The organism is Shewanella subflava (assembly GCF_025971955.1).
GTDB classification, from domain to species: domain Bacteria; phylum Pseudomonadota; class Gammaproteobacteria; order Enterobacterales; family Shewanellaceae; genus Shewanella; species Shewanella subflava.
Genome location: NZ_JAPDMX010000025.1, coordinates 119,420 through 137,782 on the forward strand (window position 1 = coordinate 119,420; position 18,363 = coordinate 137,782).

Sequence of the window (18,363 nt, forward strand, 5' to 3'; positions counted from 1 at the left end):
TCGGTTTTTCATTTACTGTCTAGGGCGTTTAAGCCTAGCCGTTTCAATCATCGCTATCCCTGTTCGCTGTCTTGTTCACTGTTAATTTTAGCTTGAATGCGTTTGTTTTCTTTGATGGTTGCTTTATTCAGTAAACTAATTAATAACAATACCGGAAAGCCGATTAAACTGGCGGCGATAAAGAAGTTTACGTAACCAAACGCATTCACGTACTCCCCTGAAAAACCAGCGATAAATTTAGGGAATAAAATCATAATCGATGACAACAAGGCATATTGCGTTGCGCTATAACCGCTACTGGTTAATTTTGATAAGTAAGCAATAAAGGCTGCGGTTGCAATGCCAGCACTAAAGTTGTCGACCGAAATCGCGAAAGTTAAAAATGACACGTCGTAGCCAATATGGGCTTGCCAGGCAAATAATAAATTGGTCAAGGCGACTAACAATGCGCCTAAAAATAGAATTCGCATCGTGCCGTATTTCATTACTAAAATTCCCCCAGCACCGGCACCAAGCAAGGTCATGATTAATCCGTACACTTTGCTTAAAAAAGCGATTTCTTCTTTGCTAAAACCCATATCCACATAAAAGACATTGGCCATCACGCCCATGACAATGTCGGAAATACGATAGCAAGAGATCAGCAATAATATCAGAATAGCCGTTTTGCCATAACGTTTAAAAAAGTCACTGAATGGCAATACACTGGCGCAATATATCCATGCGAAAGCTTTAGCAACTTTATCTGGATAACGCTCAGCGAAGCGCATTTGTAATTGGCGCTCTTCTTCATCGGCCTCTTTGGTATCAACAAGCGGTTCTTTAGCAAACAATGCCGTAATAAGGCCTACGCTCATTAACAGCGCCATAATGAAATACGCCGTTTGCCAAGACGCAAGATTATATTCTAGATTATCTGGCGATACCCAAGCTGCAATGGTCAGCGCGCCTGCTGTGGCGACGATCATGGCGCTGCGATAACCGACTTGGTATGCCGCGGCTAGCGCTGCTTGCATTTTCTCAGGGGCTGAATCAATCCTAAATGCATCAATGACAATATCTTGGGTTGCAGAAGCAAACGCCAATAGTAAGGCGCAAAGCGCAAGACGTTCGAGATCTTCTAGCGGATCACTTGTCGACATCCCGATGATAGAACCAATTAAGCACAGCTGGGCGAAGATCATCCAACCGCGACGTCTACCAAAAAAAGCTGTGAATATGGGTAAAGACATGCGGTCAACTAACGGTGACCAAGCCCATTTAAAGGCGTATGTTAGCGCTATCCAGCTAAAGTAACCTATGGCAGCACGATCAACTCCCGCTTCTCGTAACCAAAAGCTTAGGGTTGAAAAAACGAGCATTAACGGCAAGCCCGCTGAAAACCCAAGCAATAATAAAATAAGTACCCGTTTATGGTAATAAACGGCAACGAGATCACGACAACGACTTAATATATCCGACATGAATTCAAGACTAAGGAGGCAATGTGGCTAGCTTACGGGGTGTGATTGAATGGTTCAAGCCATTGGTTATCAATTTAACCTCAGCTTAGGATAAAAATGCAGATTAAACTATTTTTCTCATCCTTATCCGCGTTGAATTGACTTGCAATAGCCCCCGGAAGGGGGGCAAAGTGAGGCGTAACCAAAGCCGAGATCCACTATTGAGGTTTAGCTCCGCCTGTTATCAGGGCAAATTTAAAAGATAACGGTAACCGTTTGAATCTAAGGTTTAAATCTTGTTAATTCAACTTTTAACCCGATTAGAGGTTCATTTTGCTTAAGTCAATGGCGTTGAGTGGCGAGTGAGTATCAACCGTTGTTGTATTTTGTGTGTCACAGGGCGAGGGGGCGAACACCGACGCAACTTTGTGGCAAGGTTCCACCTATGTTGATGTAATCGCAGCATTCATCCACTTGGCTGCGCAGTAATTGATTGCCGCGCAGTGCCCAATCAGGCCACTTATCGAAGCAATGTAATAGATACCAAAATACGGTTTCGGTGTCAGTTTGTGGACACTCCATCGTTGGGGTCATTTCTGTTAAATGTTGCCACTCTTCAAGCACATCCCACATATAAAGTTGTATTTCTTGGTATTCTAGTTGGTTGTCCAAAAAAGCTTTGCCGTAAAAAGCCAGTTGGGGGGCTTTAGTTTCAATAAAATCATTAGCTGTCATATAAACGTCCTTGAAATGAATGCGTGAAGAAAAAACAGAACAGTGTGTAAGCTACTTTTTAGAGTATAGACGTAAAAGCGTAAGGCGATAGTAAAGAGTTGAAAAATTAATGTTTGTTAAAATTAATAAATTAACAAATTGATTGAATGACTTACGAATAAATAGTGGGTTAACACTGTCCATACAACAAAAATAAGATTCAAAAAACCAAGGGTTTTGCCGATAGCGCATTTTAAAGGATAAAATGCGCTATCGTTTTACCTACAGCGCATTTATTTGGGGGGCGATCTCTTGCTATTGAGGTGATGATTTATCGAGCTAACAATGTCGCTTTGTTTAAAATAACCTGATTAACGGGCACATCAGGCCAATTTAACGTTTTATTGTGCTCCGTTGGCACTAAAGATATGGCCTCTAAAACATCCATACCTTCTACAACTTCACCAAATACCGCATATCCCCAGCGACGTTTTGAGGGATCCAGCTTTTTGTTATCACCCACATTGAAATAAAATTGACGAGTAGCTGAATGTGGGTCGTTATCTCGTGCCATCGCAATTGTGCCTATGCCATTTGATAAACCATTTCCAGATTCATTCACTACAGCATCGCTGGAAGGCAACTCTTCTAACCCCGGCGTTAATCCACCACCTTGTACAACAAATTCAGCAATGACGCGGTGAAAAAGGGTGTTGTTATATTCACCTTTGACCACATAAGTTAGAAAGTTATCTACCGTTTTTGGGGCTCTGGTACGGTCTAGCTCTACAACAATTTTACCCATAGAGGTGTCCAATGCCACTTTGGGATAAAGCGTATCAGGTTGAATATCTACGGCGGCGTGAGCATGACTGATGCTGATTAGCACCAGTGCAAAAGCTGCGATAATGGCATTAAATCTAGCAAACATGGATGTCCCTTTTGTTAGTTATTTATGTCAGCGTTTAGCGATTAAATGTAAAACGATTAATTGTTCAAGAATTGATGCAGCTCATCGTCATTGAGGATTTCTGTGGTTAATTTATCTATTAACTTATTAATGTCTAATTCGAGTGTTGCGAAGTCAGGACTAAATGCGCCTTTTAGGTAGCCATTACCACTAAAGCTTTTGGTAAACTCTTGACGTGAATTTGTCGCTTTCACATTGATAACTAGACGTGTTTTAGCCTCATAATTCATTGTGTTATCAGTGACATCCGTCAGCAAATATTCCAGCTGGAATTGCACTTGCTTACTTGCAGCAGGATCTATTACATAACCAGCTTTGCGCATACCTGCACGAAACAGGGCATCAAGTTGTACTCGAACAGGCTCACTGGCGCTGACTAATCTTGGTGGTTTTGGTGCTTGATCAAATTGAACAATAAAGTTTTTAGATCGAGTATCAACCATTTCAAAACTGATAGCGGTGTCATTATTGGTGTGTAAACTCACGGCTCCCAGTGTGGGATTTAATGCAATGTGAGTGGGCTCGTTGCTAGCACAAGCGCTTAATAACAGAATGCTCAGTACAGTTGGAATTATTTTTTTCATAGTGACGTTTATAAATCATTGTGTTAACAAAATACAGATAGCTAAAGGATACCAGAAATCTTTCTTTTTAACAGAGTCGGTATTGTCATTAGATTGGCGATTCATGTTGATTGACAATCCGTATTGTTCAGGTCAAGTTAACAGTAATAACGATGTTAACTCTATGGATGTATTATGCAGCTTGTGCAACCGCAACTGGCTCCGGTAAATTTAATTGGTCCTGATGGTCAACCTATTTTTGGTTTATTTGATGGCAGTGTTGAAAACCTCAATCTAAAGGCATTTAAGTACCATAACGAAATGGACAGAACCGCATCGTTTATGGCCAAACATTTTGATTTTAAACAGTTTCAATTTGTCAGTATTGTTACTCAACGATATATTTTAGGTTTAGCCATTGCGGATATTCGATATGCTGCATCAAGCTTTTGTTATCTTTATGACATTAAATCGAATCGTTTAGTGCAGTCTGAGTGGTTAAGGCCATTTGGTGTAGGTTGCCGTTTAAGTGCATCCCCGCAAAAGGGGACTGCTAGGGTAGGTAGTAAACAGCATCATTTCGAGTTTGATATTAAAGAGGGGCATTGGCACGTCAATATTATTCTAACCAATATTCAAGCTAAGCTAACCTTGACTGCGCCGCCATTGAGTTTACCCCTGAGTTTATCAACCCCAACGGGCTATAACGGCTGGACCTATACTCAAAAACATAATGCACTGGCTGTCACAGGGGAACTGACCATTTTTAGTGAGCCGCAACCATTACAACATGCTTTGGCAAGTTATGATTTTTCAGCAGGTTATATGCGGGCTAAAACGGCCTGGCGCTGGGCTTCGATTAATGCTTTGACGCCGCAAGGCACCATAGGTTTAAATTTGGCTGCAGGGGTAAATGAAACGGGAAATACTGAGAATGTGATGTGGGTAAATGGCCAGCGACACTTTTTAGGTGCCGCTAACTTTCTGTTTAACCGTCATACCAGTGATGATTTTTGGCAAATAACCACAAATGATGGGCAAGTCGATTTAACGTTTAGGGCACTCAATTGTCGCAAAGAGAAACTAAATCTTGGTTTTATCAAAAATAACTTTCGCCAATATATAGGCTATTACAGTGGGGTGTTGGTTGATAATGAAGGTAAAAAGTATCAACTCCACAATCAACTTGGGTTAGCTGAAGATCATTTTGCGAAATGGTAATGATGTTTTGCTTTATGGAAGAAGAACGGAAAACGAAATGAATTTTGATTGGCTGATATCCCATCCGGAACTATTACTGCTAGTGCTCGCACCGCTATTTTTTGTGTGTATTTTACTTGAATGGCTTGCTAGAAAACGTTTGCCTGCGAGTGCTCAGTATCGTGGCGTTGAAGTTATGTGTAATTTAGCACTTGCGACTATGCATCAACTTGCCGATTTGCTCAGTGGATTATTGATTGCCAAAGTGTATTTGTGGCTGTTTGGCTGGCGCTTATTTGATATTCAAATGACACTGGTGAGTTTCATCGTTTTGCTGGTTGCTCAAGATTTTTGTTATTACTGGTTTCACCGTGCCAGTCATCGTATTCGTTGGATGTGGGCTGCACATGTTGTACATCATAGCTCAGAAAATATGAATTTTAGTACTGCGTTTAGGCAAAGCCTAATGTATCCATTAGCGGGGATGTGGCTATTTTGGCTACCACTTGTTGTCATAGGCTTTGACCCAAACTGGGTTGTGTTCGCGGTGTTGCTTAATTTAGGTTTGCAATTTTTTGTGCATACTCAGGCTGTAAAAACACTTGGTTTCATTGAGTATATTTTTAATACGCCATCCCATCATAGGGTGCACCATGGGCGTAATCCGCAATATATAGATAAAAATTACGCCGGTGTATTAATTATTTGGGATAAGATATTTGGCACGTTTGAGCCAGAAGTTGCCACGGTTGAATATGGCATCACTAAGCCAGTAAACAGTGTTAATCCGATTACGGTAACATTTGCAGAATGGCGAGATTTATTGAAAGACCTTGGCGCGCCTAACTTAACAGCCTGGCAAAAAGTTAAACTGTTGTTTTCACCACCACAAACCGCGCATTCACCCAATCATGACCCCGTTGATAGAGAGCAATAGCGATAAAAAATCTTCACCAGTGCAGGGGAGCCGCTTATTGCTTAATCGCCTGTAAAATAACGAACTTACCGTTTGATGCTATCGTGGTGCAATTTTTAAAAATACGTTTTATTTTTACGTGATAGGCTAAATGGCGATTACCCACTATGTGTAATACGCCGCCTGACGCGAGTTTACGATAGGCATCTAAGAACATCTGCCAGGCAATATGATCCGTTATCGCTTCTCCTTGATGAAAAGGAGGATTACATAACACCAGGTCAGGTGTCTCATCACCAAGATTTGTTAAGCAATCATCCCAATGAAATTCTGCTTTGGCTTGAAGCTGATTCGCTTGATAGTTAATCCGACTTGATTCGACTGCCATTTCAGAGTCATCTACAAAATGAATTGTTGCATTAGGGTGTTGCTGTGCAGCACGTAAACCTAAGATGCCATTACCACAGCCTAAATCAATAATATTACGGTATTCACCTTGAGGCATATTATCGAGCATAAATCGTGCGCCAATATCGAGCTTGTTAGCCGCAAACACGTTAGTGAGGTTATTAATTGTTAAGTTTAACTCTTTGACATCCCAGCTAATATTTTTAGGCAGTTCGCGCTCAAATCCATCACTAATACAGCTAATAATACGTGTTTTCTTCCAAGTTAAACTCGCTGACGCATGGCCTAAATTTTTGGTGATCAACTCAATGATTGCTTTGTTAATTGATTTGGCTTTAGCGCTAATTAACACCTGTACTCCCTTTGGTAATACATGGGACAGGCGCTGTAATTGATGAGCGAAGTAGCTTAAATTTTTAGGTAACTTCATTAACACCAGCTGAATATTGTCGGGCAGTAACTCTCGGCTATTAAAGTTGCTGATATGATCCATGCTGAGTTGATTAACCAGTAAGTTTTGTTGTGCCCCTAATAAACTGGTTTTAGCATCCGTTTCAACCATTAATGGCCAATTGGGGTTAATAGTGGTTAATGCACACTGAAGGGCGCCGAAGCTGTCATTAATAATCGCAGTATTGACAGGCTCAAGTTGATGTTCAAGTAGATATTTGACTAGGTGTTCATCACCAGCATCCCATGCCTGTAGATTAGATTCTTGCTGTTTAGGGTAGCGCAATAGTGTAAGTTCGATACCTTGGCAGGAGAATTGGCTAGCGGTCATGTTTTTACCCAGATTTTTGTTGCACTAAAGCTGCTAATTATCTCAGCTCAGGCCTAAGAATGAAATCAATTAATGTGATATGCACACGGTTAAATATTATATTGAGGGGGATTTTGACAGGCAAATGCAGTATGTCGTTTTATGCTCATTTCCCCAAGCTACAGAACAACATATTGCTTACATTAAAAGATTAATCACAGGCTACATGATAAAAGCTAGCGAATAGATCGTGAAACTAAGCATTATGAGATTTAATCGACACGCTCAAATGGCATAAATATCGCGCAGCAAAGTAGTAAAACAGGCCTTAACAAGGTTAATCATTAATAGGCTAGGGCGTTTTATGTTTGTTGATAAATTATGCAATGGGCTATTTGCCAGTTAATGTAGGTTATGCGTATGATAAACAGATAAATACAGCTAAAAAAAAGGAATGTTATGAAGGGCGCTGGTGGAACATCGGGGGGAATTGGAGCGTTTTTGACTGGCTTGGTTATGATGTGTGGCGGTTTTTATATGCTGTTAAACGCCATCAAAGTAACTAGCTCATTTGGTTTTAGCCAAAGTCTGTATTACGTTGGCGGCATGAGTCTAACCAGTGGGATGATAATGATCCCTTTTATGTTTGGTGTAGGGCTGATGTTTTATAATGCGAAAAATGTGTTGGGTTGGATCCTGACTTTTGGGTCTTTAGTTGCACTTGTATTTGGGGTTATTAGCTCAATTAATTTTCGTTTTACCCATATGAGTGCATTCGATTTGATTGTTATTTTAATCTTGAGTGTGGGTGGCTTAGGGATATTTTTGCGATCTTTGAAAGCCTTCGACAAAAACATCCCTGATACATAACCATAGTAATATGTTGTTAATCAAAATAAATGGCTTAATAATTTTTTACTAACATCCAGTTGTGACCACATTAATAATTGGCCGCTGATTGATTGAGGTGGCTTGACGATAACGCAAGTAACACGCAGCGGTGCCTGCATCTTCAGTGATAAAGCCATGCCAATAGATCCAAGCACCAGGAAATATACTCGCGCGTTTATTCCAGTCTCCATCCACATCCGGAACATTCATCAATAAATCAATACCGGCAGCGGTGCCATCTGGATAACCGAAAGCTAAATTAACATCAATACCATCAATGTTAAGGGTGCTGCTTGATAGTTTTTCCACTCCTGCAATAGCCGCTTTCGAATAAGTGAGGCTGGCCGCTGTTTGCATAGCGCTTTCCATTCCATCCATTGTGGATATGATGGCATCACGACGTAAATCAATAAATTTACTCGACGCAACGATAGCTAATATCGCTAATATGATAATAACCACAACTAACTCTATTAATGTAAAGCCCTGTGAGTGTGATAAAAATTTATTTTTCGAATTATTCATATTCATTCAATTAAAGACATTAAGTTAACTATCGCCTAGATATTGAAATCCATTGTAACAGCAATTGTTAATATTTTGCTTCATTTTTGGTTTGATAATACATCTACAATAATGGGTTTTGTTGTTACTATCTGGTTAACTTAGTTTTTAGCGGATTATTACATTGACTCTTACTACCTTGAAGGCCCCGTCGGTTGACGCTTCTTCACACACTTCATCTTATCGTGTTCTCCCTTGGATTATGAGTTTCCTGCGTCCTTATAAAGTGAAAGTTTTTGCGGCAATTGTATTTTTATTTATCGGTTCGCTTGCCTGGTTGTCGCTGGGGCAAGGGGTAAAGTTGATGGTTGATGAGGGATTTATTGCTAACAATAGCGACAGATTAAATGAAATCATTTTGTTGATTGTTGCCATTACAATTGTCAGTGCCTCTGCAGTGTTTTGTCGATTCTATTTGATGACCTGGTTGGGAGAGCGCGTTAGCGCTGATATTCGATTAAAAGTGTATTCACACTTACTGACTTTATCACCGTCTTTTTTTGCCTCTCAACGTACGGGAGAAGTCATTTCTCGTTTTACCGCTGATACAACATTGCTGCAAAGTGTCGTTGGCTCAAGTTTATCGATGGCCTTACGGTCGTCTGTTACTGTGTTGGGGGGCATTATTATGATGGGATTTACCTCGGTAAAACTCACCGGATTAGTTTTGCTGGCCGTGCCACTAGTATTAGGCCCCGTGGCATTTTTTGGCAACAAAGTGAGGCGCTTTTCACGCGAGAGTCAAGACAAGCTTGGTGATCTTGGTGCCTATATAGATGAAACCCTACACGAAATACATACAGTACAAGCCTATACCCATGAAGCTGAAGATAACGCCGCGTTTGCAACTCGCGTTGAAGCCGTGATGAGTGTAGCAAGAGGGCGTATAAAATACCGTGCTTTGCTTATTTCTACGGTAATGTTTTTAAGTATTTCGGCGATTGCATTTGTGACATGGGTTGGCGCTCAAGATGTCATGTTAGGCAAGATCTCCGCCGGAGAGCTTTCCGCCTTTATGTTTTACGCTGTTATGGTAGCGGGTGCTGTGGCAACGATCAGTGAAGTATTTAGTGAAATTCAACGGGCATCGGGTGCAACGGAACGGTTAATTGAGTTGAGCCAAGTGCCAACCGATATTATCGAGTTAGCACAACCGCAGCCGTTAATCGGCAACACACAAGGTGCGTTATCATTATCTGAGTTAGTGTTTGCTTATCCATCAGAGCCTAATACCGAGGTGATTAATCAGTTAAATGTAGACATTAAAGCCGGCGAACGAGTGGCTTTAGTTGGCCCCAGTGGTGCAGGAAAGAGCACGCTATTCGAGTTGTTATTACGTTTTTATCAACCTAAATCGGGGACAATATCATTAGATGGAATGGATATTGCCAATTTGTCTTTATCACAGCTGCGCCAGCAGTATGCTTTAGTTCCGCAAGAGTCGGTTATTTTTGCCGCAAGTGTGTTTGAAAATGTCCGTTATGGACGAATTGATGCGACGGCTGAAGAAGTTAAGCAGGCCTGTATAGCGGCAAAAGCTGACGAGTTTATTATTGATTTTCCACAGGGCTATGAAACCTATTTAGGTGAGCGAGGCGTGCGTTTATCTGGGGGGCAAAAGCAACGTATTGCGATTGCCAGAGCAATTTTAGCCAATAGGCCAGTTTTACTATTAGATGAAGCGACGAGTGCACTTGATGCGGTAAGTGAAATTAAGGTGAAACAAGCCTTAGAGACATTGATGCAGGGGCGGACAACATTGATTATTGCTCATCGGTTAGCCACTGTGATTAATGTTGATCGTATTTTAGTGTTAGATAAAGGCCAGTTAGTTGCATCCGGAACTCACAATCAACTTATGCAATCGAGTGAGCTTTACCGCGAGTTCGCTAATTTGCAATTATTGTCTGAACAGCCTGAAACCTAATTTACCATCACTTCAGATTATTGAACCCATAAAAAGATGCCAAAGCATCTTTTTATGGGGGCGGGGTGTTTACATCCTATTGTTGGCGAGTATTTAACCCGAAATTAGATAAACCGAGCGGCTATTTGCGGAGCTCTCTTCGCAAAATTTTCCCAACCGTGCTTTTGGGTAACTGTGGAGTGAACTCTAAAATGCGCGGTACTTTATAAGCGGTAAGTTGAGTGCGGCAATAGGCGTTAATGGCTGATTTTGCGGCATCATGATCTTGGTCGGGATCTTTGAGGACAACAACAGCTTTTACGGCTTCACCGGAATGATCATCAGCAACACCTACCACGGCACATTCCATAACCAGTTCATGTCCTGAAAGCACATCCTCTACCTCATTGGGATAAACATTAAAGCCAGAAACAATGATCATGTCTTTTTTACGATCGACAATCGAGTGGTAACCATCTTCAGTGGCAATGGCAATATCACCGGTTTTGAAATAGCCCTCTTTTGTCATCACCTTGGCCGTTTCTTCAGGCTTATTCCAGTAACCTGACATAACTTGAGGCCCGCTAACGGCAAGTTCACCTGCTATGCCTGTTTCAACCTCATTGTCATTCATATCCAGAATTTTAACTTTGGTGCTGAGTACAGGCTTACCAATGGTGCCAAGACGCTGGTGACCTGGTGCATTTAAGCTGACAACGGGTGAGGTTTCAGATAAACCATAACCTTCAGAAATCATGCAGCCTGTAGTTTGTTGCCATAAATTGGCTGCCGCGCTTGTAAGAGCGGTGCCACCAGAGATAGTAATGGTCATTTTGCTAAAATCGAGTGCTTTAAATTCAGGCTGGTGGCATAAACCGATGAAGAGGGTGTTCAGTCCCGCGAATCCGGTAAACGGATAAGACTTCATGGTTTTAATTAATCCACCAATATCACGTGGATTAGGAATGAGCACCGAGCAACCGCCCGATTCAAAATACAGTACAAGATTCACCATAAAGGCATAAATATGGTAAATCGGTAATGGCGCGACAAAGATATCATTACCTTCGCTCATTGCACTGGCGATTCTGGATTTAACTTGGCCAGAGTTTGCCAACAGATTGCGGTGCGTGAGCATGGCGCCTTTTGATAAACCCGTTGTACCACCAGTGTACTGCAAGGCGATTAAATCCCCATGACTTGGTTTTACTGGAATATAGGTATGTTGTTTTCCCCGCTTCAATACTGTATTGAACTCAACATTGTTGATTGCGGTTTTCGGTTGTACTTGCCCTGATATGAGATCTAAAGCATGGGTTGAAATAACATGTTCAATCGGAGTTGATTTCACCACTTTCGCTAATGACGGTAATAAATCCGATAAAACGACTAAGGCTTTGGCTCCCGAGTCATTAAATTGATGGATTAATTCACGCTCGGTATACAGAGGATTTGTATTCACTATCACGAAACCTGCACGAATAACACCATAAGCCGCAATAACAAATTGGGTGATGTTGGGTAACTGAATGGCGACACGATCACCAGGTTGGAGATTAGTGCAGTGTTGAAGATAAGCGGCAAAATCTCGCGATAGTGTTTCTATTTCATCAAAGGTGGTGTTTTTACCTAGGCAAGCATAAGCCGTCTTACTGCCGTATTTGGCGCAACTTTTTTCTATTAAATCAACAATTGAGGAATATTTATCAAGGTCAAGTGCTGAATCTGCATCGTAAGCCATAAAGATCACCTTTTAGTATTGTAATTATCTTGGGTGTAAACAAATCAAACGAGTGTTTAGATTAGTGTGCTTTTAGGCTTCAGGTCAATGAAAAACTGCTGTTGTGTGTGATGGTATCTCGCTCAGTATATGATTGAATTTAAGAGTTTTTACTCTATTATTTTATTGAGGTGTTGCAGTTAAGTTTACATTTGAATTTAAGCAAAGTTGATCGAATGATGACCAAATTAAAATCCTGTACTGTTACAACTATATAGTTGATTTATGGAACATATTTAAATGCAGGTTAACTATCATTGCATGTAAATTTTTTAGTACATTATGTTTGTGAAGAAATTCACTTAAAAAAGTTGAATTATTTGTTTTTTATTTAACGTATTGATTTTGATGTTTTTGTTTTGAATTTCTTATGGTTTTTGGGTTGTTTTCCATTAATTTTGTCTGTTATTCAGCAATAAGTATTAGCATTTGTTTTGATATTGTTATAAAAATGTAATTGGAATGATGATTTTTATCTTTGGGAGAGACAGTTTCTGACACAGGATGTGTTTGGAATAGTCATCAAGCATTAAACAAAATAATAATGACTGAGAACATATAATGACAATTAATCATAAAAGTAAATTCGGTAAGAGCTCATTGAGTTTAGCCGTTTCTATCGCGCTGTCTGGTACTTTGTTAAGCTCACCAGTCTTTGCTGCTGAAGAAGAAACCGTTAGCGAAAATGTAGAAAAAATTGCAGTAATTGGCTCTCGATCTGCACCCCGTTCAGTGGGTGAATCGCCCGTACCTATCGATATTATTAGCAGTGATGATTTAAAGAAAAACGGTTCAACTGACATGATTGATATGTTGGTCACATCAGTACCTTCTTTTAACTCTCGTGCTCAACCTATTAGTGATGCAGCAACATTAGTGCGTCCAGTTAACTTACGTGGCTTACCTTCAGACAGTACTTTATTACTTGTTAATGGTAAGCGCCGTCATCGTGCTTCTGTTATTGCTTTCCAAGGAGGCGGTATTAACGATGGTGCACAGGGGCCTGATATTTCAGTCATCCCTAGCGCAGCCTTAAAGCAAGTTGAGGTTTTACGTGATGGTGCCGCTGCACAATATGGTTCTGATGCTATTGCTGGCGTAATGAACTTTGTTTTAAAAGACAGTGCTGAAGGCGGCTCTATTTCAGTCAGCCAGGGCGAATACTATGAAGGCGACGGCGCGACGACAACGATTGATGGCAATATCGGTTTACCGTTAACGGATGCCGGCTTTATTAATTTAAGTGCGCAATACAAAACCGCAGATTCGACAAGTCGCAGTGTGCAACGTCCAGATGCAGCGGCAATTGCAGCTGGTGGTAATGAATTCATTCAAAACCCTGCGCAAATTTGGGGTAATCCAGAATTGAAAGACGATTACACTGTCTTTATCAACTCTGGATTCGATATTAACGATAAGCACAGCATATATGCATTTGGTAACGTATCATCGCGTGAAGCTGTGGGTGGTTTCTATTACCGTAATCCTCATAACCGTGGCAATGTATACTCGGTTGATGGCGGTGAAACATTACTTGTTGGTGCCGTCAATGGCGACCAATCAACTTGTGCTGTGGTTCCTGCAAATGTGCCGAATGTGTTAGACACTGATGCCTATAAAGCAATGGTTGCTGATCCTAACTGTTTCTCTATGAACCAAATTCGCCCAGGTGGCTACACCCCACAATTTGCGGGCACGATTGACGATATGTCTTTCTTTGCTGGTGTAAAAGGTGAAATTGCTGAATGGGATTATGATCTTAGTGCGGGTACAGGATCAAATAAAGCCACCTTTAGTTTACGTAATTCTTTAAACCCTTCTTTGGGGCTAGATACACCAACAGACTTTGAAACGGGTGCTTATGAGCAAGTGGAAACCACTGTAAACTTGGATTTCTCACGCTTGTTTGATGTGTTTAATGGTCTTAACTTTGCCAGTGGTTTTGAATACCGTGAAGAATCGTTCGAAATTACCCAAGGTGAAGAAGCCTCTTGGATAGCAGGTCCTTATGCAGATCAAGGGTTCAACATTGGCTCGCACGGCTTTAAAGGTTTTGGGCCAGAATCTGCAGGTAAAAATGATCGTGATAACATCGCGCTTTATACCGATGTTGAAACTTATTTAGGTGAAAAATGGTTGCTCGGTGCAGCGCTTCGTTACGAAGACTTCTCAACCTTTGGCGATACACTGAACTATAAAATCACCGCGCAGTATTCAGCTACCGATGATTTAGCGTTTCGTGCATCACATAGTACAGGTTTCCGTGCGCCCACTGTTGGTCAAGAAAACGTCGTTAACACTCAAACCTCGATTGTGAATGGCGATTTAATTCAGACCTTTATTGCTCCTCCTACCGATCCACTAGCAGCATTTTATGGTGGTAAAGTATTAGAACCTGAAGAGTCAATTAACTATGCTTTAGGTGCGGTTTATCAAAGTGGTGATTTCTTCTTAACTGTTGATTATTATAATATTGAAGTGACAGGCCGTCTTGCTCAATCAAGTCAGATTGAAGTAGAGGCCAAAGATTACGATGCGCTTCGCGCAGCAGGTGTTGAGTTCCCAGAACTCATTTCTGCCGTCACTTATTATACCAATGACTTTGATACAACTACTCAAGGTATCGATATTGTTGGATCTTATGATACAGAACTACTCGCAGGCGATACTAAGTTTAGCCTAGCTTATGGCTGGACGGATACTAGCGTTGATAAGTTTAATGAAGAAACCACAGATCCAGGTAAAGTGCGCCGTTTAGAAGATGGTATTCCTGCACATCGTGGTTCTTTAACTTGGGGGCAAAACTGGGATGAGTTAAGCATGAACTTACGTGCTAACTATTTTGGTGAATATTACGCTACCCATGCAGATGACACTTCTGATTGGGGTTCTGAAATGGCTGATTCAGCTGTTACCTTCGACCTTGAAGTGAGCTATACCGTTATGGATAGTTTAACTTTCTCGATTGGTGCGAATAACATATTCGACCAAGAAGCTCAGAAGCTAAAAGATGGCACATTAGGTGAGTTAGGTGCTGTTTACTATGAAAGTGGTCCATTTGATTACAATGGTGGCTACTACTACGGTAAGGTAAACTACCGCTTCTAGAAATCGCTTAATGTTGTATAAAAAGACTGCTCAGGCAGTCTTTTTATTTTCAACCCTAAACTACCTACTTCAGTAGGTGGTTATCATCAATCAGGCTTTGCCTGAAGGATGTTCAATAGCTGATTAACTTAAGTGATACGTGAGCTTTGCTAGTGGCGTGATACAAGCTTCTAAATCAGGGATAATTTAGTAGAGCCTATAGGGATATATTTACTGCGTCTTGTCACGCACGGTAGAAAAGCTCCCTTTTAGGGAGTGATATCAAAGTCACCTTCTTCAGAAGGCGGATCTTTTAATGGATGCTTTGAGAATACCAAAATATATACAGGGCTGTTGATCTTTCAAGGTTACTTACGGATTGAATCAGATAATATTATTTATTCATCATATCAATAGCTTGATAGACGTTGGGGATTGAAAGCACTCTGGGCAGTTCAATACCTTGGGGGTAAGCTGGACCATAGACTTTATTGTATGGCGTGCCTGCAGCGCCCTGAATACCCATATATTGTTCAATGACACTATCAGATTCTGACCAGTTTCCTTGCATGAGTATAATATTATCTGCCATTAGCGTATTCACAACTTGCTCACGATGCAGTACGTTAGCTTTATTGGCTTGGCAAGGAACACACCAGTCCGCGGTGATATCAACAAAAACCGTGTATCCTTGTGCTACATAAGGCGCTATTTTCTCTGGCGTCAGTGGCTGCCAATGGAGTTTTTGATATGCATTATAATCTTCCCCTCTGTGGACAAAAGCAATGATACTGGCAAGGCAGATTGCTAAGCCACCAAGCACCACAATTACCGCCATTGGGATCGCTTTGCCTTTATATTTTGCAAACAATAAACCCGCTATAGCCAGCATTAATAAAATGAGTAACAAAGACGCGATGATAGACATAATGATACTTAATGATTAAATAGGATGATTAGCATATCAAGATTTACTTAATTTGGTGTTAATCTGATTTTTTATTTTAACTTCAACTCTGATAAACACATTATGAGCCTAATGAAAAAACCATCATTCATCTAATAATTAACCTCAGCTTGGGATGATGAACGTTCTCCAAACTGCTCTTTGTTTTGCTAACTGCGTTGCATTAAGGTGCAATAGGCCAGCATGTTAATGCGCCTTGTTTTCAAAACAAATGACAAGTTTGCTACAAAATAAGTTCAATCTGTTGAATTGTGCGTATTTAGCCTACCTCTTAATTCGAGTTGAGGTAAATTAAGCTCAACTCGGGTGTAAGAATATGAATGCCGGCTAAGTGAGTCGGTGTATTGTTGGTTTTATGACACAAATAACCGTGGTTATTAAGGGCTGTTTGCTGTTTAACTACTGTTGATTAATCTGGCGTGAGTCTGTTCTACCCACACCATTTAAAGATAGCAAAGGAGAGGTATGAGTTTTACTACATGGCTAGGTTTATTAGCTATTTGTTGTTTGGGAGCAATGTCACCGGGGCCAAGTTTAGCGATGGTGGTCAGACACACCCTTGGGGGAAGTCGTTTACATGGCATTGTTTGCGCTTGGGCACATTCTATTGGTATAGGTGTTTATGCCCTGATTACATTACTAGGTTTAGCGGTGGTATTGAAAGCTTCACCATTATTATTTAATGGCATCGCAATGTTAGGCGCTTTATATCTTGCTTGGATAGGCATTCAAGCTTTACGCTCAAAAGGGGGGATGCAGCAAAAGCTTCAAGCTGGCACTAAAACCAGTTTATGGGTAGCAGCTCGAGATGGCCTAGCTATTTCAATTTTTAATCCCAAAATATTATTATTCTTTTTGGCGCTATTTAGTCAGTTTGTTTTGGCTGCCGAAAATATAACTGGGCAAACTTTAATTGTATTAACCCCTTTAATTGTCGATGGGCTTTGGTATACGTTAATTGCTATTGTGTTATCCCATTCAGCAATATTACCCAAACTGCGTGAAAAAGCATTGTGGATAGACAGGTTATCAGGTGTCGTGTTAATCGCATTGGCGATAAGAGTTATGCTAACAATTTTTTAGCGTCAGGTTACGATTAGTCGAAAAATGCCATCGATAAGATGGCATTTTTGTATCAAAGATCACAATGATTCTAGTTTTTGAATACTTGGACACTGTCATCTTTTGCTGGTTCTGGCTCTGGGTTGCTGATAGGTGGATGCTTAATGTGGTCTTCAAGGTTTTCATTGAGCATTTCTTTAAACTCATTTGAAAACCAGGCTAACGCATTGTCTTTTTCTGCTGCTAAATCAGATGATTTTATCGCTGCTTCAAATGCATTATAGCGTGCAGCAGCATAACGTAATGCAGTGCCCACTTTGCCAATATCATTTTCTGTTTGACTAAGTTGATTTGCTAATGCAATAAATTGATCTGCTAGTTTATAAATTGTCGTAGCGCTTTGAGCTTCTTGAGGTGCAGATTGTTCAGACATAATACTCACTTTAGATGATCAGTAAAAAGCCAAGTGTATCGAATTTAGCGTTAAAATTCAGTTAAAACTTAGCTATTAGGATCAGAATCTGTGATGACCTGCCCATTACGTGAGTCGTAATAAATTGAAAGTGTACTCAGCTGATTATAAAAATATCGACATTGATCTGGATTAATATAGGTTGCTCTGTAATCCGATGTGTCAGGGTTGGAATTAATCGAGATACTTGGCGCGTCTTGAAGGATTGTTTGCCACACTGAGATGCAGTCTGCGCTATTATTCAAACGAGGTGAACTTTCAAAAGGTGGATAATTTTGTGCTGGATATCCCCAAAGGTTCATATCAAGTTGGCCATTGACGCCAGCATTTTCATAAATCTGTAAATTGTCAGCTGGACCTGAATTTCCCATCGCAGCCCATTTTACATGCGCAAGCCCGATACCTGAGGAGAATGCCCCCCCGGTGCCTTTTACATTGGATACGTGTGCGTCCTGTTGTAAATTGATAAATTTTGGCAAAGCGACCACAGCAAGAATTCCCAAGATGATAATAACAACGACTAATTCTATTAGTGTAAAACCTTGCTGTTTTTGTTTTAGGCGAAAATAAAGCATAAATTTTATAATTACCAGTAATCAATTTATAATCATTTCATTCTAGAATAGCCGATAATAATTAGCAATTTATCGATACTTTATAG

The 18,363-nt window shown here is 40.6% G+C and carries 16 protein-coding genes; 6 read left to right on the top strand and 10 right to left on the bottom strand.

From position 1 onward, the window contains the following. Window positions 1-53 precede the first annotated feature (53 nt). From OHT75_RS10905 to OHT75_RS10920, 4 genes are all read right to left on the bottom strand, one after another. Window positions 54-1,463 (bottom strand): AmpG family muropeptide MFS transporter, encoded by a 1,410-nt coding sequence (locus OHT75_RS10905; protein ID WP_264726512.1) that lies wholly within the window; start codon window positions 1,461-1,463, stop codon window positions 54-56. A 372-nt stretch (window positions 1,464-1,835) separates the two neighbouring features. Continuing rightward, window positions 1,836-2,177: a hypothetical protein gene (locus OHT75_RS10910; RefSeq protein ID WP_264726513.1), complete on the bottom strand. Its 342-nt coding sequence runs from the start codon at window positions 2,175-2,177 to the stop codon at window positions 1,836-1,838. A gap of 310 nt (window positions 2,178-2,487) precedes the next feature. Further along, entirely contained in the window at window positions 2,488-3,087 is a 600-nt protein-coding gene (locus tag OHT75_RS10915; RefSeq protein WP_264726515.1) for a peptidylprolyl isomerase, read from the bottom strand. Between the two features lie 56 nt (window positions 3,088-3,143). Then, window positions 3,144-3,710 carry a YajG family lipoprotein gene (locus tag OHT75_RS10920; protein ID WP_188840506.1) on the bottom strand — a complete coding sequence of 189 codons (567 nt, stop codon included), beginning with the start codon at window positions 3,708-3,710 and terminating at the stop codon, window positions 3,144-3,146. A 174-nt stretch (window positions 3,711-3,884) separates the two neighbouring features. Between OHT75_RS10920 and OHT75_RS10925 the strand changes: the two genes are divergently transcribed. Next, window positions 3,885-4,910, top strand: a complete 1,026-nt coding sequence (locus OHT75_RS10925; protein WP_264726519.1) for a DUF2804 domain-containing protein — start codon at window positions 3,885-3,887, stop codon at window positions 4,908-4,910. Between the two features lie 37 nt (window positions 4,911-4,947). Further along, on the top strand, window positions 4,948-5,826 hold the full coding sequence (locus OHT75_RS10930) for a sterol desaturase family protein (protein WP_264726521.1): 879 nt from the start codon (window positions 4,948-4,950) through the stop codon (window positions 5,824-5,826). A 34-nt stretch (window positions 5,827-5,860) separates the two neighbouring features. Here the strand turns inward: OHT75_RS10930 and OHT75_RS10935 are convergent, their stop codons facing one another. Continuing rightward, complete coding sequence (locus tag OHT75_RS10935) at window positions 5,861-6,994, bottom strand: methyltransferase (protein ID WP_264726523.1); 1,134 nt, start codon at window positions 6,992-6,994, stop codon at window positions 5,861-5,863. A 438-nt stretch (window positions 6,995-7,432) separates the two neighbouring features. Here OHT75_RS10935 and OHT75_RS10940 point away from each other — a divergent pair, with 438 nt between their 5' ends. Beyond that, a complete protein-coding gene (locus tag OHT75_RS10940) occupies window positions 7,433-7,843 on the top strand; it encodes a hypothetical protein (protein ID WP_264726526.1) in 411 nt (136 codons plus the stop codon). A gap of 48 nt (window positions 7,844-7,891) precedes the next feature. Here the strand turns inward: OHT75_RS10940 and OHT75_RS17980 are convergent, their stop codons facing one another. Beyond that, on the bottom strand, window positions 7,892-8,389 hold the full coding sequence (locus OHT75_RS17980; protein WP_319803632.1) for a prepilin-type N-terminal cleavage/methylation domain-containing protein: 498 nt from the start codon (window positions 8,387-8,389) through the stop codon (window positions 7,892-7,894). A 241-nt stretch (window positions 8,390-8,630) separates the two neighbouring features. On the opposite strand from OHT75_RS17980, the gene OHT75_RS10950 reads away from it, so the two are divergent. Continuing rightward, window positions 8,631-10,355, top strand: a complete 1,725-nt coding sequence (locus OHT75_RS10950; RefSeq protein WP_406682014.1) for an ABC transporter transmembrane domain-containing protein — start codon at window positions 8,631-8,633, stop codon at window positions 10,353-10,355. Between the two features lie 121 nt (window positions 10,356-10,476). Here the strand turns inward: OHT75_RS10950 and OHT75_RS10955 are convergent, their stop codons facing one another. Beyond that, window positions 10,477-12,075, bottom strand: coding sequence for an AMP-binding protein (locus tag OHT75_RS10955; RefSeq protein ID WP_264726528.1), 1,599 nt, complete (start codon window positions 12,073-12,075; stop codon window positions 10,477-10,479). Between the two features lie 600 nt (window positions 12,076-12,675). Between OHT75_RS10955 and OHT75_RS10960 the strand changes: the two genes are divergently transcribed. After that, window positions 12,676-15,222, top strand: a complete 2,547-nt coding sequence (locus OHT75_RS10960) for a TonB-dependent receptor plug domain-containing protein (protein ID WP_264726529.1) — start codon at window positions 12,676-12,678, stop codon at window positions 15,220-15,222. A 373-nt stretch (window positions 15,223-15,595) separates the two neighbouring features. Here OHT75_RS10960 and OHT75_RS10965 read toward each other — a convergent pair whose 3' ends face one another. After that, complete coding sequence (locus tag OHT75_RS10965; protein ID WP_264726531.1) at window positions 15,596-16,129, bottom strand: thioredoxin family protein; 534 nt, start codon at window positions 16,127-16,129, stop codon at window positions 15,596-15,598. A 504-nt stretch (window positions 16,130-16,633) separates the two neighbouring features. On the opposite strand from OHT75_RS10965, the gene OHT75_RS10970 reads away from it, so the two are divergent. Further along, window positions 16,634-17,251 carry a LysE family translocator gene (locus OHT75_RS10970; RefSeq protein WP_264726532.1) on the top strand — a complete coding sequence of 206 codons (618 nt, stop codon included), beginning with the start codon at window positions 16,634-16,636 and terminating at the stop codon, window positions 17,249-17,251. A gap of 70 nt (window positions 17,252-17,321) precedes the next feature. On the opposite strand, the gene OHT75_RS10975 is transcribed toward OHT75_RS10970, so the two are convergent. Together OHT75_RS10975 and OHT75_RS10980 are read right to left on the bottom strand one after the other, a co-directional pair. After that, window positions 17,322-17,663 carry a DUF3144 domain-containing protein gene (locus tag OHT75_RS10975; RefSeq protein ID WP_264726533.1) on the bottom strand — a complete coding sequence of 114 codons (342 nt, stop codon included), beginning with the start codon at window positions 17,661-17,663 and terminating at the stop codon, window positions 17,322-17,324. 68 nt (window positions 17,664-17,731) lie between these two features. After that, window positions 17,732-18,277 (bottom strand): type II secretion system protein, encoded by a 546-nt coding sequence (locus tag OHT75_RS10980; protein ID WP_264726535.1) that lies wholly within the window; start codon window positions 18,275-18,277, stop codon window positions 17,732-17,734. Between the last annotated feature and the right edge of the window lie 86 nt (window positions 18,278-18,363).